Raw genomic sequence first — 16,340 nt, forward strand, 5'->3', positions numbered from 1 at the left:
TGAAAATCTTAATCTTCCAGCGATTCCAACATATTGATATATGAATGATATCTGTTAGGATCTATTTCCCCATTTTCAAAAGCAGCAATCACACCACAACCTGGTTCATGAATATGAGTACAGGTATTGAATTTGCATGTTTCTCTGGGCTCTAACATCTCCGGGAAGTAAAGCGATAATTCCCAGTCTTCAATATTTACCAGACCGAATTCCCGGATTCCGGGAGTATCAGCAACGAATCCTCCTATTTCCAAAGGAATTAAACGGGCAAAAGTGGTGGTGTGCTTTCCCTTATTGGATGAGCTGGAAATCTCTCCGACTTTTAAGTTATAATCTGGATCAATAGCATTTAAGATACTTGTCTTACCAACCCCTGAAGGACCAATAAATGCAGATATTTTATCTCTAAATAAAGATTTAAGCTGCTCTATTGACTTATTATCTTCTATTGAACAAGTATACACTGGGTAACCAATGGATTTATATACTTCGATCATATCTTCCACGAAATCATGATCTCCTTTTTTAGCCAGATCCATTTTGTTTATGATGATTCCTGCAGATACATCATATGCTTCACAGGTGACCAGAAATCGGTTTATAAATCCTTCATTCAGCTTTGGTTTTCTGATGGATTGAACCACAAAAGCCTGATCCAGATTGGAAACCAGAATATGTTCGCCTCGCTTTCCATGGGTTGCCTGTCTTGTGATATAATTTTCGCGATCATGAATCTTTAAAATGTTACCTGAACCATCATTATTGACTTCCAAATCAACTATATCACCGACAGTGATGGGATTGGTGACTTCTTTTTTATCTAAGCGGAATTTACCCGGTAGTCTGCTGTTTATGATCTCGTTTCCGGTATCGACCTTATACCAACTTCCTGTAGATTCTAATACTCGTCCTTTTTGCATTCCTGAAAATACGGAAGAGTATGCTATAGGCAAGAAGAAAACTTATAATATTGGATAATTCCGGATTTTTAAGTTCTTTAAGAATCAATTCTATCATTTAAATCGATACTATGTTCAAGATTTCATTTCTGCCTTTAATAATATTGGTTCTTTTTAGCGCTGTACAAGATCCTGAATCAGAGTTAACCAAATTCTGGGAAGAAGCTTCAAGAACTGTACAAGATGGAGATTTCAAAGGTTACGCCTATACTTTTCATAAAGATGCGGTTTTGGTGAATGGAATTTCCGGGAATAGTTATCCGATCTCTAATGCTTTGGAAGGTTGGAAGAAAGGATTTGAAGACACTAAAGCAGGGAAGATGAAAGCCAGTGTTGAATTTAGATTTTCAGAGCGATTTTATAGTGAAACCACATCTTTTGAAACCGGAATATTTAAATATTCTTCTCAAAATAAAGGTGAACAAGAAAGCACAGTGTATATTCACTTTGAGGCGTTACTAACAAAAGCGAGCGGAAAATGGAAGCTGTTGATGGAGCACCAGGTTTCGGTAGCTACAGAAGATGAATGGAATAGTATTAAATAAAAAAAGACCCAATTAAGGGTCTTTTTAGTTCGAATTATTTTGAAACGGTTACATTTTCTAATTTACCGTTTTTACCTGAAACGGAGCTTTTATGAGCATCACTCACTTTAAAAAACTCTTTAGGATCGTTTTCAGGATCTTTATCAAGCATCTGATCCAGTAATTCTTCCATTCTTTCCAGATAGTTCACTTTTAGATCGCCGATCACATCTTTTTCGATCTCAGCAACATCTTTTTCGTTTTTCTTAGGAAGTAGTACTTGTTTGATACCCGCTCTTTTTGCTGCAAGAACTTTTTCTTTAATACCACCAACAGGCAATACCAATCCACGAAGTGTAATTTCTCCGGTTAGAGCTATAGTTCCTTTTACTTTTCTTTGAGTAAAAATAGAGGCAATGGCTGACATCAGTGAAACACCGGCAGAAGGGCCGTCTTTTGGAACAGCACCGGCAGGAACGTGAATATGAAGATCCCAGTATTTGAAAGCTTCCTCAGGGATACCAACTTCTTCAGCATGAGCTTTTAAATAAGAAATAGCCAGCATTGCTGACTCTTTCATAACATCACCAAGTTGTCCGGTAATGTTAAGCTTTCCTGAACCTTTGGATACACTTGCCTCAATAAAGAGGATATCTCCACCAAAAGGGGTCCATGCCAATCCTGTGGCTACGCCGGGAACAGTTGTTCTTTCTGCAGCATCACTGAAGTACTTCTGTTTTCCAAGAAACTCCTCAACATCATCTTCGGTTACGGAAAATTCTTCTATTTCGCCTTTTGCAATTTTTGCCGCTACTCCACGGCATACTCCCGCAACCTGACGTTCAAGATTTCTTACACCAGACTCACGAGTATACTGATCGATCACTTTGTGGATAGACTTTTCATCTATAGAAATTTGCTCAGATTTGAGTCCGTTTTCTTTGATCTGTTTAGGGATCAGATATTTTTTAGCAATTTCAGTTTTCTCTTCAAGAGTATAACCGCTTATGTTTATGATCTCCATTCTGTCTTTTAATGGAGCAGGGATCGTATCCAGACTATTCGCAGTTGCAATAAACATCACCTTTGAAAGATCATATTCCAACTCTAAATAGTTATCACTAAACGTGTCGTTCTGCTCAGGGTCAAGAACTTCAAGCAGAGCTGATGTTGGATCTCCGCGATAGTCAGAGCCTACTTTATCGATCTCATCAAGCATGATAACCGGATTACCTTTTCCTGCTTTTTTCATAGAGCGGATAATTCTTCCCGGAAGGGCGCCAATATACGTTCGTCTGTGACCTCGAATTTCTGCTTCGTCTCTGATTCCACCTAAGCTGAAACGTTCAAATTCACGGTTTAAGGATCTGGCAATAGATTTCCCCAAGGATGTTTTACCAACACCGGGAGGGCCGTAGAAACACAGAATTGGAGCCTTCATATCTTCTTTCAACTTCAAGACCGCCAGATATTCAATAATACGTTTCTTTACCTTATCAAGACCGTAGTGATCTTCATCCAGAACTTCTTTGGCAAATTTAAGATCCAATTTGTCTTCAGAATATTCATCCCAGGGAAGATCCAGAATCCATTCTACATAACTGTGAATGATTCCATAATTAGGGGATGCATTAGGAGTCATTTCTAATCTTCGAAGCTCTTTTTCAGCTTCTTCTCTTACGTTTTCAGGAAGTTTTTTGGCTGCTAATTTCTCTTTGAGCTTTTCTACTTCCTGATGTTCAGCGTCTTCACCCAGCTCTTCTTGAATGGCTTTCATTTGCTGACGGAGATAAAATTCGCGCTGCTGATCATCAATATCAGATTTTACCTTAGTTCTGATCTTTTCACTCATATCCAGCACCTGAACTTCCTGCTCAAGGAATTCCATTACCTTATTAAGGTTATCAGAGAATTTCTGAATTTCAAGCAACTGTTGCTTTTTCTCAATACCTACATTCAGGTTTGAAGAAATAAAATTCAACAGAAAAGTAGGACTGTTGATATTATTTACAGCAATTGTCGCCTCAGAAGGAATATTAGGGGACAGGTTAATTATCCTCGTTGCTGTTTCTTTGATGTTTCTGATAGAAGCATCCAGCTCTACACCCTGAATATCCATTTCTTTCGGAAATGCTTTCACTTTGGCTTTAAAGAAAGGACTGCTTTGAGTGAATTCTTCCACTTCAAAACCGGACTTTCCCTGAATCACAATACTCTTACTGCCATCAGGCATTTTTATTAGCTTGATGATGCGAGCCATGGTTCCGATGCGGTGAAGATCTTTATCTTCCGGTTCTTCAATATCTTCATCTTTCTGTGTAACCACACCAATGATCTTATCACCCGCATATGCTTCTTTCACTAATGCAAGCGAACGGTCTCTGCCAACGGTAATTGGAACTACAACTCCGGGAAACAGAACTGTATTTTTTAACGGAAGTATAGGAAGTTCATCAGGAATCACAGATTCAGTGAGTTCCTTTTCCTCTTCCTCAGACATTAATGGAATGGCTTGTTCAAAATCATCAAAACTAGCGTCTGATTCATCAAAACTATCAAACGTATTAAATCGGTCTTTCATAAATATTATTTCAAAATTTCTTTATTAGTCAAATTAACGCAAATACAAAGCCAAACTCAGGAGTAATGCAAAGCGTCATACTTTTTTAGTTGCTGGCAGTAAGCCAAGGCAAAGTGTCAGTTACAGATGAAACTGGAGTACCGCTACACCCGCACCCGACAAATTTGTAGCAGTAGTAAAAGATCTTGCAGACACAGTTAGTCCTAAAGAAAGATCCCAAAATCTGGTTTCAATAGCACTTCCTACATTAAAAGAACCTGGCAATCCTGGGCCAAATTGTAATCCTCCTCGTAACGGAAGGAAGTTTAAAGGTCTGAGCTCTGCGCCTAAAGACGTAACCAGTCGGGTAGAATTAAAAGCATTATTGGATATACCGATACTCATGTCTCCCATGATCTTGATCCGGTTTAGTTCGATTAAAATTCCTCCATTGAATGAAGTAGGCAACAATGTTGAAAAAGAACCCGTCTCAAAATTCGATGAATTATCTGCAAAGGGATCTCCATCACCGTGTTGTTCTACAAAACTCAGATATTGTCCGGGAGCGCCTGCAAAGTATTCATCAGCTTCGGAAGGAAAGGAAGCAGTTGTACCATTATTCGTGGTTTCTTCAAGATGTAGCGTTTTGTCTGAATAATGTACAAAGCCAATATCGTTTATCGAGAATGAAAGTCGGACAGATCGCTTTATTGGCTGTTGGTTGTTATTTAGAGTGGATAGATCACTTCCAAAAGTTAACAGGTAAGTAAAACCGACATCTACGCCGGCTCCGTAGCCATGAATATTGGTAAGTTCATCTTGAAAAGGTTCCAGAGACTGATTAACTGCTTGATTTGCTAATACCCCATTCATATAGGATTGCGTGGCTTCAGTTAAGTTACCGGCTGACTGATGATTGAAAACTTGAGATCTGTTAATATCAGTCGATCCACTTTCTCGGGAATACTCGTTTCTCCATTCTGTATTTTGATAAGGTCCCGCAAGGATGAATTTTGGAGCAAATCCGATTAAGAAATTATCTAAACGAGAGCTTAATCCATTGATTAGACCAACAGACTCAGAATAACCAAAAGAAAATTCGTGCAGAACCTGATATCGGTGAACGAGATCTTGATTAGACATTGAGACATTGTTTTCTACTACCAATTGATCAGTATACCAGTTTCGTCCGGCTTCAAATGTTGAACCAACTCTGGTTCTGGTAGCAATAGAATAAGCTCGGTTATTACTTATCCAGTTAACTCCAAAAGTAGTTGCATCAAATCGAGATTGATGTACAGAGTTTAATCTTTCTCTTTTATAATGGGTATCAATGATAAGATCTTTGTTTGCCTGAGTAAGATCAAAGTCGCCGGAAGAGAATTTATTAAAATACTTCAGATAATTATCTTTTTGATCTAACGGATTCTCAAAGTTCAAAACCCCGTTAAAAGTAGAAGTTCCTGAAAGAAAACCAATATCCACCTTTTTTGTTCTGTCATTAATTAACAGGTTTGCGGGGTTATAGAAGTTGGCATGGAAGTCGGTAATATAAGTAGTCCCACCACCACCAAGAGCCAAATTCTTTGGTGTAACAACGGGTTGCGCAAAAATATTAATTGCACACATAAAGCCCATAAAAATGGTTGTTAAAACCTTCCACATAGTATTAAAAGCCGTCCTTTTACTAACCTATTACCTGAAGAGGTGCTGCTTTCAGCATCAACTTCTTTTGTCCTCTTGACTTGAAAAATACAACAACTTTTGTATCCATTCCTAATCCGGTTCTGCTTATGATCTTTCCCGGGCCGAATTTTGCATGCTCAACAACAGCTCCAACCTGAAACGGATCGTCTCCATCCTGCAGATCATACTCAATAGTATTTCCGCTGGCAGATTTGTAAGTCTTGCCACTAACGGGTGTTTCCCAATCATATTCTATAGAAGTTGCACCTGTAGATTTATTGGATGAAGAAGACTCATCCAAAGAAAATCGGTCTGCTTTTTGAGTGATAGTTGCTCCGGTTTCAGTTCGAACTACTCCCGAATCAACTTCATCGATAAAACGGGAGCGAATCTGTCGTTGTTCTTCTCCGAATTTATACCTGTTTCTGGCATGGCTGAAATATAAACGTTCTTCAGCTCTTGTTATGGCAACATAAAACAACCGACGTTCTTCTTCTATATCAACTTCAAATCCAACACGTGCTCCAACAGGGAAGAGGTTTTCTTCCAGCCCAACTACAAATACAGTAGGGAATTCCAGACCTTTGGAACCGTGAACAGTCATAAGTGTAATGGCTGGTTTATTCTCATCAAATTTATCAGCATCAGTGATCAAGCTGATTTCCTGCAAAAACGCACTCAGAGAAGGATTAGAGTTTCCTTTTTCATAATATGCGATCGCATTCTGGAATTCCAGGATGTTATCTCTTCTCATCATAGATTGTTGAGAATTTTCTTCAACCAAAGCTTTTACATAGCCCGACTGTTCCAGAACTGCACGGGTCGATTCGGTTAAACTTAAACCGTTTTCCATTTCTGAACGCAACCGGTTGATCATATCCACAAATTCGCGAATGCGCACTTTAGCCGGTTTATAAACATCTGTGTTTTCAACATCCTGAAGAATGGTCCAGACAGAACGTCCTTCAGAGCGTGCTTTTTTTCTAAGGTCTTGAATTGATTTGTTCCCAATTCCCCTTGAGGGCTCATTGATGATCCGGATGAGATTAGTTTCATCGTTTGGATTTACCAACAAAGTCAGATAGGCAAGTACGTCCTTGATCTCTTTACGTTGATAGAAGGAGAGACCTCCAACCAATTGATAAGCAAGATCACGTCTTCTCAGTGCTTCTTCAAAAACACGGGATTGATAATTTGTGCGATAAAGAATAGCAAAATCATTGTTATTGTATCCGTGCCTTATTTTCAGCTCATGAATGTAACTGGCAACTCTGTTTGCTTCATCGCGTTCATCATAGTTATCCAAAAGAATAACCGGATCGCCGTAATCCTGTTCGGTCCAGAGAGTTTTATCCAGTTGCTTTGAGTTCTTTTTGATGATAGAATCGGCACACTGAAGAATAGATTTTGTGGAACGATAGTTTTGTTCCAATGGAACTCTTTCAGCATCCTCATAATCCTCCTGAAAATTCAGGATATTTGAAATATCAGCACCACGGAACGAGTAAATACTTTGTGCATCATCACCAACCACGCAAATATTTCCGTACTTCTTAGCCAGCATTTTGGTGACCTTATACTGAGCATGATTGGTATCCTGATACTCATCTATCATAATATATTTGAAGCGATTCTGATACACTTCCAGCACTTCAGGAAACTCTTCAAACAGTTGAATAGGCTTTATCAACAGATCATCAAAATCCATGGCATTACTTTCTTTTAAACGCGTGATGTAGATCTTGTAGACTCGTGCTGTAATGTCATCCAGTGTACTGCCGACAAACTTGTTTTGATAAGTATCAGCATCGATAAGTTGATTCTTTGCATCACTGATCTTATTACGGATAGTTTTCGGCTTGATCTCCTTGGGATTAAAATTCAGTTCCTGAAGGATCTGTTTAATAACTGTTTCAGAATCACTGGTGTCATAAATAGTGAAGTCTTTACCATAGCCTAACCTGTCTGCCTCAAACCTTAATATCTTTGAAAAAATAGAGTGAAAGGTACCCATCCAGAGCTTGGAAGCTTTGTCGCCGATCAATCCTTTGATCCTGTCTTTCATTTCACGAGCTGCTTTATTTGTGAATGTAAGAGCTAAAATTTCATTAGGTGCAGCTTTAAATTGCTGAAGGAGGTAAGCTATCCGAAAGGTTAATACCCGGGTTTTACCACTACCGGCACCTGCTATAATTAACAGCGGTCCATTAGTATGAGTAACAGCTTTTCTCTGTTGTTTGTTAAGACCTTTCAGGAAATCAGGTTTTCCTTGAGGTTCTTCAGATTGTAGGGTAAAAGTTTTCAACGAGCTAAAATTATTCTGAGCTTATCTCAATTAAAAAAGAATCTGTTTTCTGATTGCAACCATCAGAAATGATGACATTAGCAGATGTATTAAGGTCTCTTATTGCTTTAAATCGAATGATATTTGCTGAAATATCAGTAATCTTAAGAGCAACGAAACCACTTGATTCGGAAGCTCTAAAGCTAAGTATTTTATCTTCAGATTGACCGAAATATTCGGAGAAATCTATATCAATGCTTTCCTCTAATACAAGTTCTATATCAGGAAGTGGTGCAAGCTCAATAATTTCACCCGCACAGCTATCATCTCCGGAAGATGAACAACCATTTAGAATTAAAAGTGCTAGTAAAAAGATCAACAGGTTTTTCATAAACAGAAAAACACTCCGAATTTATATTTTATAGTTCTGAGCTAAATTACTGAAAATCTTTCAGCTGTTCTTTAAGCTTTTCGAGATTGGCTTCACCATCTCGTTTTTTGTTACGTTCATTTTGAACAACCGCTTCAGGTGCGTTGTCTACAAAATTCGAATTGTTAAGCTTTCCGTTTACACCTTTCAAGAAACCTTCAACTCGTTGTATTTCTTTTTGGATCCTTTCGATCTCTTTATCTACATCAACCAGATCAAACATCTGAACGTAGATCTCATCATTTCCAACAAGAGCAGAAGCACAAGCTTTTGGTTTTTTAAGATCAGTAGCTATAAACAAGGACTTTAAAACTTGTAGCTTTCTGAGGATCCATTCGTTTTCTTCAATTTTTTGAGCATTGGATGTCTTAATAAGTACTTCAATGTCTTTTTTAGGTGAAACACCCATTTCTGAACGGATATTTCTCAACGCAGAAATCATTCCCTGCATACTTTCGAACAGAGTTACATCTTCAGTATTGATCTTGCTGTCATCGAACTCAGGCCAATCTGAAATACACAATGCTTCTTCTGATGATCTTTCGTCAATATGCTGCCAGATCTCTTCACTGATAAACGGCATAAAAGGATGGAGTAGCTTCATCAATTGCTCAAACATCCCTAATGCAACATTGAGTCGTTCGTTATCAAACTTATCACCGTAATTCGCAGGTTTAGCAAGTTCGATGTACCAATCGCAGAAATCATCCCAGATCAATGAATATACTTTCTTGAGAGCATCATTCAGTTTATAGTTCTGAAAATCCTCTTCAACTTCTTTGATGGTTTGATGGATTCGAGACATCATCCAGCGGTCAACCAGATTTTCGGAATCTATTTCAGTAGTAGGATTGTATTCCACATCTTCTTCCATATTCATGGATAAAAAGCGGAATGCATTCCAGATCTTATTACTGAATTTACTTCCCTGTTCACAAAGTTTCGAATCAAAGGGGAGGTCGTTTCCTGCAGGAGTTGCAAATAACATTCCCATCCGAATTCCATCCGCTCCATATTGTGAGATAAGCTCTAAAGGATCAGGAGAGTTTCCTAAACTCTTGCTCATCTTGCGACCTTGTTTGTCTCTAACTATTCCGGTGTAATACACATTTTTGAATGGTAATTCACCGCGATATTCATATCCGGCAATGATCATTCTGGCTACCCAGAAGAACATGATCTCCGGAGCCGTAACCAGATCATTGGTAGGGTAGTAGTAATCTACTTCATCTTTTTTATAGAATCCGTCAAACACAGAAATAGGCCATAACCATGATGAAAACCAAGTATCGAGTACATCTTCTTCCTGTTTCAGGTCACCAGCTGTAAGCTTTTTGTTTCCGGATTTTTCTTTAGCAGCTTTTACTGCTTCTTTCAAAGTTTTAGCAACAACAAAGTCATCATCACCTTCGCCGTAATAATAAGCAGGAATTCTGTGTCCCCACCAAAGCTGACGAGAAATACACCAGTCACGAACGTTTTCCATCCAATGACGATAGGTGTTCTTGAATTTCTCCGGATGAAACTGAATGTTATCGTTCATTACATTTTCAAGAGCGGGTTCGCTTAACTCTTTCATTGCAACCCACCATTGAAGAGAAAGACGTGGTTCAATAACTGCGTCCGTTCTTTCAGAATAACCAACTTTGTTCTTGTAATCTTCTACTTCAACAAGATTGCCCGCTTCATCCAGATCTTTCGAGATCTGCTTACGAACATCAAACCGGTCCATTCCAATATAGAGTTCGCCTTCTTCGCTGACAGTCCCATCGGCATTCATCATGTTGATGGTTTCCAGATTATGTCGCTGTCCCAGATCATAATCATTCAAATCGTGAGCAGGAGTTACTTTCAGGCAACCTGTTCCGAATTCCATATCCACGTAGTCATCCAGAATAATAGGAATTTCACGATTTACCAACGGAACGATCGCTTTTTTACCGTGAAGATGAGTGTAGCGTTCATCATCAGGATTGATACAAACCGCAGTATCGCCCAGAATAGTTTCAGGACGAGTAGTGGCAATAGTTACATATTCATCGGAGTCAACGATCTTGTAGCGAACGTGATACAGCTTGGAATTAACTTCCTTATGAATTACTTCTTCATCACTGAGCGCTGTTTTCGCAGCCGGATCCCAGTTGATCATTCTGGCACCACGGTAGATCTTTCCTTTGTTAAAAAGATCGATAAAAGTATCAATCACACTTTCAGAATACTTCTCATCCATGGTGAAAGTGGTGCGATCCCAATCACAACTGGCGCCTAATTTCTTAAGTTGCTCAAGGATGATGCCGCCATGTTCGTGCGTCCATTCCCAGGCATGTTCCATGAACTCGTCACGGGTAAGATCTTTTTTGGTAACACCTTTTTCACGGAGCTTTCGTACTACTTTTGCTTCAGTGGCAATAGAAGCATGATCTGTTCCGGGAACCCAACAGGCGTTGTAACCTTGCATTCTGGCTTTACGAACCAATACATCCTGAATGGTATTGTTCAACATGTGCCCCATGTGTAGAACACCGGTTACATTTGGAGGAGGAATTACGACTGTAAATGGTTCTCTTTCGTCAGGTGTGGAATGGAAGTAATTATTGTCCATCCAATACTGATACCATTTGTCTTCAACTTGCGAAGGATCGTACTGTGCGGGAATTTCTTTTTTTGTGTTCGTTGAATCGCTCACTTCAGCTACTAATTAAGGAATTTCTCTTTTATAAAATTAGGTGACATAGTTATTAAGTATCAAAGTGACAGAGTGCATTGTTACTTTGCAACTAAATCACTCTGTCACTTCTTCTTACTTTACTCTTTTCAATAATACACCAAAATGTCCGTCACATCCGTGTTTGTGAGGATAAGTTTGATACGCTTTACCGTCTTCAATAAGAATTTCTTCAGGAACAAAATCCTCAAGCGGTTGCAGCTCAAAGTTATCGTCCATTTTTTCCAGAAGCTTATGGATCTGCTCCATGTTCTCTTCCGGCTCCAATGAACAGGTGCTGTATACTAAACGTCCGCCAAGTTTTACCATATTTGCTGCTTCTTCCAGTAATTTCTCCTGAAGTTCCACTGCATTTTTAAGGCCTTGCTCGTCTCTTCTCCAACGAAGGTCAGCACGTTTACTCAATACTCCGGTTCCAGTACAAGGAGCGTCTAAAAGAACGGCATCCGCAAGAGGAAGTGATAATTCCAGAATATCACCGCGACGAATTTTAATATTTTCAGCACCAAAGTTCAGCGCATTTTCTGCAAGTAGCTCCAGTCTTTCAGCTGAAATATCCACAGAAAGGATATCACTTTTAGCTTCAGTCAGATCAGCGATCATAATTGATTTTGTACCGGGAGCAGCACAGAGATCATAAATTTTCTCATCAGGCTGAGGATCTAAGATAAACGGAGCAAATCCTGCTGCAAGATCCTGCACGTGGCACAATCCTTTTGAAAACAAGCCTTTTTCAATGAACGGCTGAACAGAATCTACTTTATAGAAATTTGGTAACCAGTCACTTGCTTCAAAGTCGATGCCCATTTTTTCCATACGCAGCTCAAAATTTTCCGGCTTGGTACGGATCGTATTTACACGAACATAATAATTTGGTCGGCTGTTGTTTGCCTGATACAACTGAAACGCTTCTCTTTCTCCAAAACGTTTATTCCATCTGGCTACCAGCCACTCCGGATGAGAGAAAGTAGTAGCTACTAATTTGGTTCTGTCTTTGAAAGCCGGTTTTGGCAGAGCGCCTTCCTCACGTTGCATGTTACGGAGAATAGCATTTACGAGGTCGCCGGTTTTAGAACCGAGCATAAATTTAGCTATTTCAACGGCTTCATTGATAGCGGCATAATCAGGAGTGCTGTCCATAAACAGCATATCATAAATAGAAAGACGAAGAATGTTCTTAAGTTCCGGCTTCATTTCTTCAATTCCGATTGAAGAGAAATGATCGATGATAAAATCTAGGTAACTTCTTTTTCGGAGTATATTCTGTACGTATTCTCTTACCTGAGCTTTTTCACGAGTGTCCAGCTCGTTTGCAAGTGAATAGTCCAGGTTTTTTTCACGGTCGAATTCAATTAAGATTTCTACGCTGACTGATCGTGCTGATAATTCGGGTTCCAAGATGCTCAGGATTTAAATATTCAAGTTAGGTGCTTATAAAAAAAGGTGATCCAATCACCTTTAGTTGCATAAATGCGTCAAATAAAACAAGCTGGTTTTTTGCCAGCTTGTAGAATCCCTAAAGATAAAATATTAAGAGGGGAGTTGCTAATTAGAACTTAGATTTTCATTGTATTATTTAATCTATACCAGTCGATTTTCCTCGAAAAGAACATGATCAACCCAAGTATTAGAAACAGTCCTACACTTCCGGTTAACAAAGCATATTCTTCAAGCTGTATAAGCATAAAGATAAACAGGTAAAGAGTTGACAGAATACTGCCCATCATCAGGGTAAGGTTTGTATTTTTTAGTATTGATTTTGTGAATCCGGTAACCAAAATTATGGTTGAAGATCCGGCAATCAGATAGGAAAGATTGAAAGACAGATGTTCAGAAACAGATAAGAGTAATAAATAGAAGAAGCATAGTGCAATCCCAATAAGGGAATACTGAACAGGATGGACAGGGCGCTTATTTCTTACTTCAATAAAAAAGAAGACCAGAAATGTTAATCCAATAAATAAAATAGCATATTTAATACTGCGCTCAGATTTCTGATAATTATCCACAGGAATAAAAAGATCAACTCCAAAAGCAGCGGAGTTCAGATCAGGTCTGGAATTTTGCCAGTACTGAGGAAAGTTTCTGTTGAGATGAGTTACAACCCAAGACGCGTTAAACCCTGATTCCGTTATGGTTCTTTCTTTTGGAACAAAATCGCCATTAAAACTTGGAGAGTTCCATGAAGAGAGTAAACGAACGTTCGTTTCTTTTCCTACAGGTACAAATGCGATGCTCTCGCTGCCTTTGATATTTAGTTGAATTTGAAAATTAGTGCTGTTCAGGTTTTGTTCGACGGGGGAAAGTGAAAGCTCAATTGGTGCTGAAATCCCGGTTTTCAGAACATCTTTATGTAGGTGGCTAATTCCGGGTTCAAAAGAAATATCGGCATTGTTCCACTTCACTTTTACATCGTCTTGAATACCTTTCATATCAGAAATACCAAGGTTAAGCCTCGCCTGATCAAGTATCAGGTTTTCTGGTTGTATCTCCAGTTTTTTAAGATCAGGTAACTGAAACTGTCCGGTTAGAGTCGACTGTGAATCGTAAACAGCAACTTCAAAGATCCCCCTATTAAGTGTCTCGGGAATAATTTTTCCATTAACATTCAAGCTTTCAGGAAGAACGTGTAAGTAATTGGTAAAGCTATTTGAATGATTTGTTTTGTAGGGAATACTCAGTATAGGGCCGGTAATTATTTGATCAGTTCCCCATTTATCACCGACTTCAGCCACTGCTTCTGATTTAGTGTTTTGTCGTTCATTAACCAACCCTTTGATCAGTGAAGCGGGTATCAGCAGAATGAGTGTAATTACAAATATTGTACCCATTTTCCACAGAACAGAATAGTCTCTGTCAGTACGTACATCTTCTTGATTATTTTCAGGCATAAAAGCTCCATTTAATATTATTTTAGTGAGCTTTTAGTACCTTTAATTTTCAAGGAAGTTCCCTGAGATTAATGATTTATCCTTTTCCCTTTTGGATATTCAATTTGATAATTCAGTTTTATTTTTCGTGTTTCATTCGGTGTCAGATTCAATTTCCAGTTTATAATTCCGGTTTGTTCATCCAGTTCTCCGCCGGAAAGTTGTTTAGGAGATACCTTTATGCTTTCATCAGTGGAAACGGGTATCTGATCTTCAACTATGATTTCAATGGGTTCAGATTTTGTATTTCTGATGCTGATCTCAAACGATAAACTTTCTCTTGTTTTACTTCCGAAAAAGCGACGTTCTTCAAAGTCTTTGAGTTTTTTTCTTTCGATAACAATGCGCTCATCTTTACCGAGAGATATTTCCAAAGTATCCAGAAGAGAAGAGGGATCTAAGTAAGTGCTACCCACAAAGCTGTTTTCAAAATATACATTTGCGTCGCCCTCGATCAGGTTCAGGTCATCCCAATCCGTTAAATTTCCTATCAGATAAGCATTGGAAGACAACTTCGGAACCGATGCATAGAGGTAGTCAGTTTGCGGTGTTTCTTTCTTGATCTCTAGTGTATGTTCCTTGCCATCTGAAGGGACCGAATACGGACGCTCTATTTTATAACTGAAAGAAGTTTGGTTAGATATCTCTTGGTTTTGAATTGGAGCTGAGCTTTCAAATTGTTCATTCTCTATGGCAACTCCGGAAACTCTTCCACGTAATTGATCAGAAATGCCGGTAACAACTACTTCATCCAAACCAACAATATCTTCTGCTAATAAAGCAAACACGTTTAGTCCGGAATTATTTACCGAGAATCTCTTATTCAAAGATTTATATCCAATATAATTGATCCTTAACGTATAGGTGCCATTTGGAACATTATCTATTTCAAAAAGACCGTCTACAGTGGTACTCATTCCTTTTTGGAGTTCAGGTATAAACACAACTGCTCCGGGTAACGGCTCACCTGTAGTTTGATCCATCACTATTCCTTCAATCAGACCATTATCTTCAGAGCGTTTAAATGTTGCTACCGAGTTTCCGCCGGAACTTCTGTTTGGCTTTTGTCTGGTATTGTAAAACCCTACATAATTGGGAGCTAGTTCCGGTTTCTGCACGTTTTGAGAAGGATCGCCGGAGTTGATGGTAAATTGAACATCATTCCAATCATATCCTGTATTTTGATAAATGTTGGCTTTATAAGTGAATTCCAAAGGTTCATTTATGTTCTCCGAGCGAATATCGTAGCTTGGATTCCAGCCGGAATTGTAAACCAAATACTGAAGCGAAAATTCGATTTCTTTTGCGGATTCCACTTCGATCTCAGCAACTACTTCTTTAAACCTGTTTCTGATACTCCCGCCTTGTTCCCGTATTCGGTTATTGAGTAATCTAACCCGATCATTAATGTTACTGATCTCATTATTAAGCAGGATCTTTTGTTCTTCAAATTCCAATAATCGCTTTGAGTTAAGATCCAGAAGAGCGTCTAGTTCTGAAGCCGATAGTTTATGATTATTTGCAATGTTATTGGTTGAATTCAATAAAGAAACATTGCTGTTTATAACATTTATTCGGGCTCTTTTTGATGTAATCAAACGCTGAAGACTATCTCTTTGTGAGGTTAATTGATTAACAAGTTTACTATTGGATGTCTCCTCAATAAAATTATTACGATGGGTGATCGAGAGCAAAGTAAAAGCATCTTTTCCTTTCAGTTGAATACTGTTTGGAATCATTGATTCGGACAATTCAGTAAATACTACAACATTTTTTCCGGGAGATAATTGAACATCAGAAACCCGTTCAATTTGAGCCTGAGACCTGAAAACTGTGACATTTTCAATTTCTGATTTTACGATCACACTATCTGATGTGGTTTGCTGAAAAGGCGAAATAGTAAACAATAGGAGAATCAATGAAAGCATAGCTGAAGACTTGGTTGAGTTTGATCATTAACTTAAAAGAAATCAGTAATATTTTACATAAATAAATTTTATCGAGATTCTTAGTTGTATGCTTCGGGGATTCACGAAGAAAAAATGAGCATGCGTTTTCTTAAAGCTGCGGGATAAATCCCTGGCTAGTGAACCAGATGNNGATTTAGACAAGAATAGTTTCTTAAAGCTGCGGGATAAATCCCTTGCTAGTGAACCTGATAGAATTTGTTGATTGTTTCAATGTCACCGAGTTAACCAGAGAGGACTTCAGTCCGATTGGAGGGAAGTTGGAGTTTAGACTA

General features: G+C 38.6%; 10 protein-coding genes. 1 reads left to right on the top strand and 9 read right to left on the bottom strand.

Translation table 11 applies throughout. The features are described 5' to 3' along the window. Positions 1-8: 8 nt before the first annotated feature. On the bottom strand, positions 9-953 hold the full coding sequence (rsgA, locus tag A8B79_RS07030; RefSeq protein ID WP_235603614.1) for a ribosome small subunit-dependent GTPase A: 945 nt from the start codon (positions 951-953) through the stop codon (positions 9-11). A gap of 77 nt (positions 954-1,030) precedes the next feature. On the opposite strand from rsgA, the gene A8B79_RS07035 reads away from it, so the two are divergent. Next, a complete protein-coding gene (locus A8B79_RS07035; protein ID WP_066220129.1) occupies positions 1,031-1,504 on the top strand; it encodes a hypothetical protein in 474 nt (157 codons plus the stop codon). Positions 1,505-1,538: 34 nt separating this feature from the next. On the opposite strand, the gene lon is transcribed toward A8B79_RS07035, so the two are convergent. The 8 genes from lon to A8B79_RS07075 all read right to left on the bottom strand — a co-directional run bounded on the left by lon (position 1,539) and on the right by A8B79_RS07075 (position 16,026). After that, positions 1,539-4,064: an endopeptidase La gene (gene lon / locus A8B79_RS07040; RefSeq protein WP_066220132.1), complete on the bottom strand. Its 2,526-nt coding sequence runs from the start codon at positions 4,062-4,064 to the stop codon at positions 1,539-1,541. A 120-nt stretch (positions 4,065-4,184) separates the two neighbouring features. Beyond that, complete coding sequence (locus A8B79_RS07045; RefSeq protein WP_066220135.1) at positions 4,185-5,708, bottom strand: DUF5723 family protein; 1,524 nt, start codon at positions 5,706-5,708, stop codon at positions 4,185-4,187. A gap of 22 nt (positions 5,709-5,730) precedes the next feature. Then, positions 5,731-8,034 (bottom strand): ATP-dependent helicase, encoded by a 2,304-nt coding sequence (locus tag A8B79_RS07050; RefSeq protein ID WP_066220137.1) that lies wholly within the window; start codon positions 8,032-8,034, stop codon positions 5,731-5,733. Positions 8,035-8,044: 10 nt separating this feature from the next. Further along, positions 8,045-8,404, bottom strand: coding sequence for a hypothetical protein (locus tag A8B79_RS07055; protein ID WP_066220140.1), 360 nt, complete (start codon positions 8,402-8,404; stop codon positions 8,045-8,047). Positions 8,405-8,450: 46 nt separating this feature from the next. Then, the gene (locus A8B79_RS07060) at positions 8,451-11,129 is read right to left on the bottom strand and encodes a valine--tRNA ligase (protein WP_076782548.1); all 2,679 of its coding nucleotides are present in this window, start codon (positions 11,127-11,129) and stop codon (positions 8,451-8,453) included. Between the two features lie 114 nt (positions 11,130-11,243). Further along, positions 11,244-12,566, bottom strand: a complete 1,323-nt coding sequence (gene rsmB, locus A8B79_RS07065) for a 16S rRNA (cytosine(967)-C(5))-methyltransferase RsmB (RefSeq protein ID WP_066220143.1) — start codon at positions 12,564-12,566, stop codon at positions 11,244-11,246. Between the two features lie 158 nt (positions 12,567-12,724). After that, a complete protein-coding gene (gene creD, locus A8B79_RS07070) occupies positions 12,725-14,059 on the bottom strand; it encodes a cell envelope integrity protein CreD (protein ID WP_066220146.1) in 1,335 nt (444 codons plus the stop codon). Between the two features lie 68 nt (positions 14,060-14,127). Beyond that, complete coding sequence (locus A8B79_RS07075; protein ID WP_066220149.1) at positions 14,128-16,026, bottom strand: mucoidy inhibitor MuiA family protein; 1,899 nt, start codon at positions 16,024-16,026, stop codon at positions 14,128-14,130. Positions 16,027-16,340: the final 314 nt, after the last annotated feature.

Source organism: Balneola sp. EhC07 (assembly GCF_001650905.1).
GTDB lineage: Bacteria > Bacteroidota > Rhodothermia > Balneolales > Balneolaceae > Balneola.

What these genes read in the sequence shown, in the direction of transcription:
- A8B79_RS07035 (WP_066220129.1), top strand. Translation starts at nt 1,031, where the DNA reads ATGTTCAAGATTTCATTTCTGCCTTTAATAATATTGGTTCTTTTTAGC.
- lon (WP_066220132.1), bottom strand. Translation starts at nt 4,064, where the DNA reads ATGAAAGACCGATTTAATACGTTTGATAGTTTTGATGAATCAGACGCT.
- A8B79_RS07045 (WP_066220135.1), bottom strand. Translation starts at nt 5,708, where the DNA reads ATGTGGAAGGTTTTAACAACCATTTTTATGGGCTTTATGTGTGCAATT.
- A8B79_RS07055 (WP_066220140.1), bottom strand. Translation starts at nt 8,404, where the DNA reads ATGAAAAACCTGTTGATCTTTTTACTAGCACTTTTAATTCTAAATGGT.
- creD (WP_066220146.1), bottom strand. Translation starts at nt 14,059, where the DNA reads ATGCCTGAAAATAATCAAGAAGATGTACGTACTGACAGAGACTATTCT.
- A8B79_RS07075 (WP_066220149.1), bottom strand. Translation starts at nt 16,026, where the DNA reads ATGCTTTCATTGATTCTCCTATTGTTTACTATTTCGCCTTTTCAGCAA.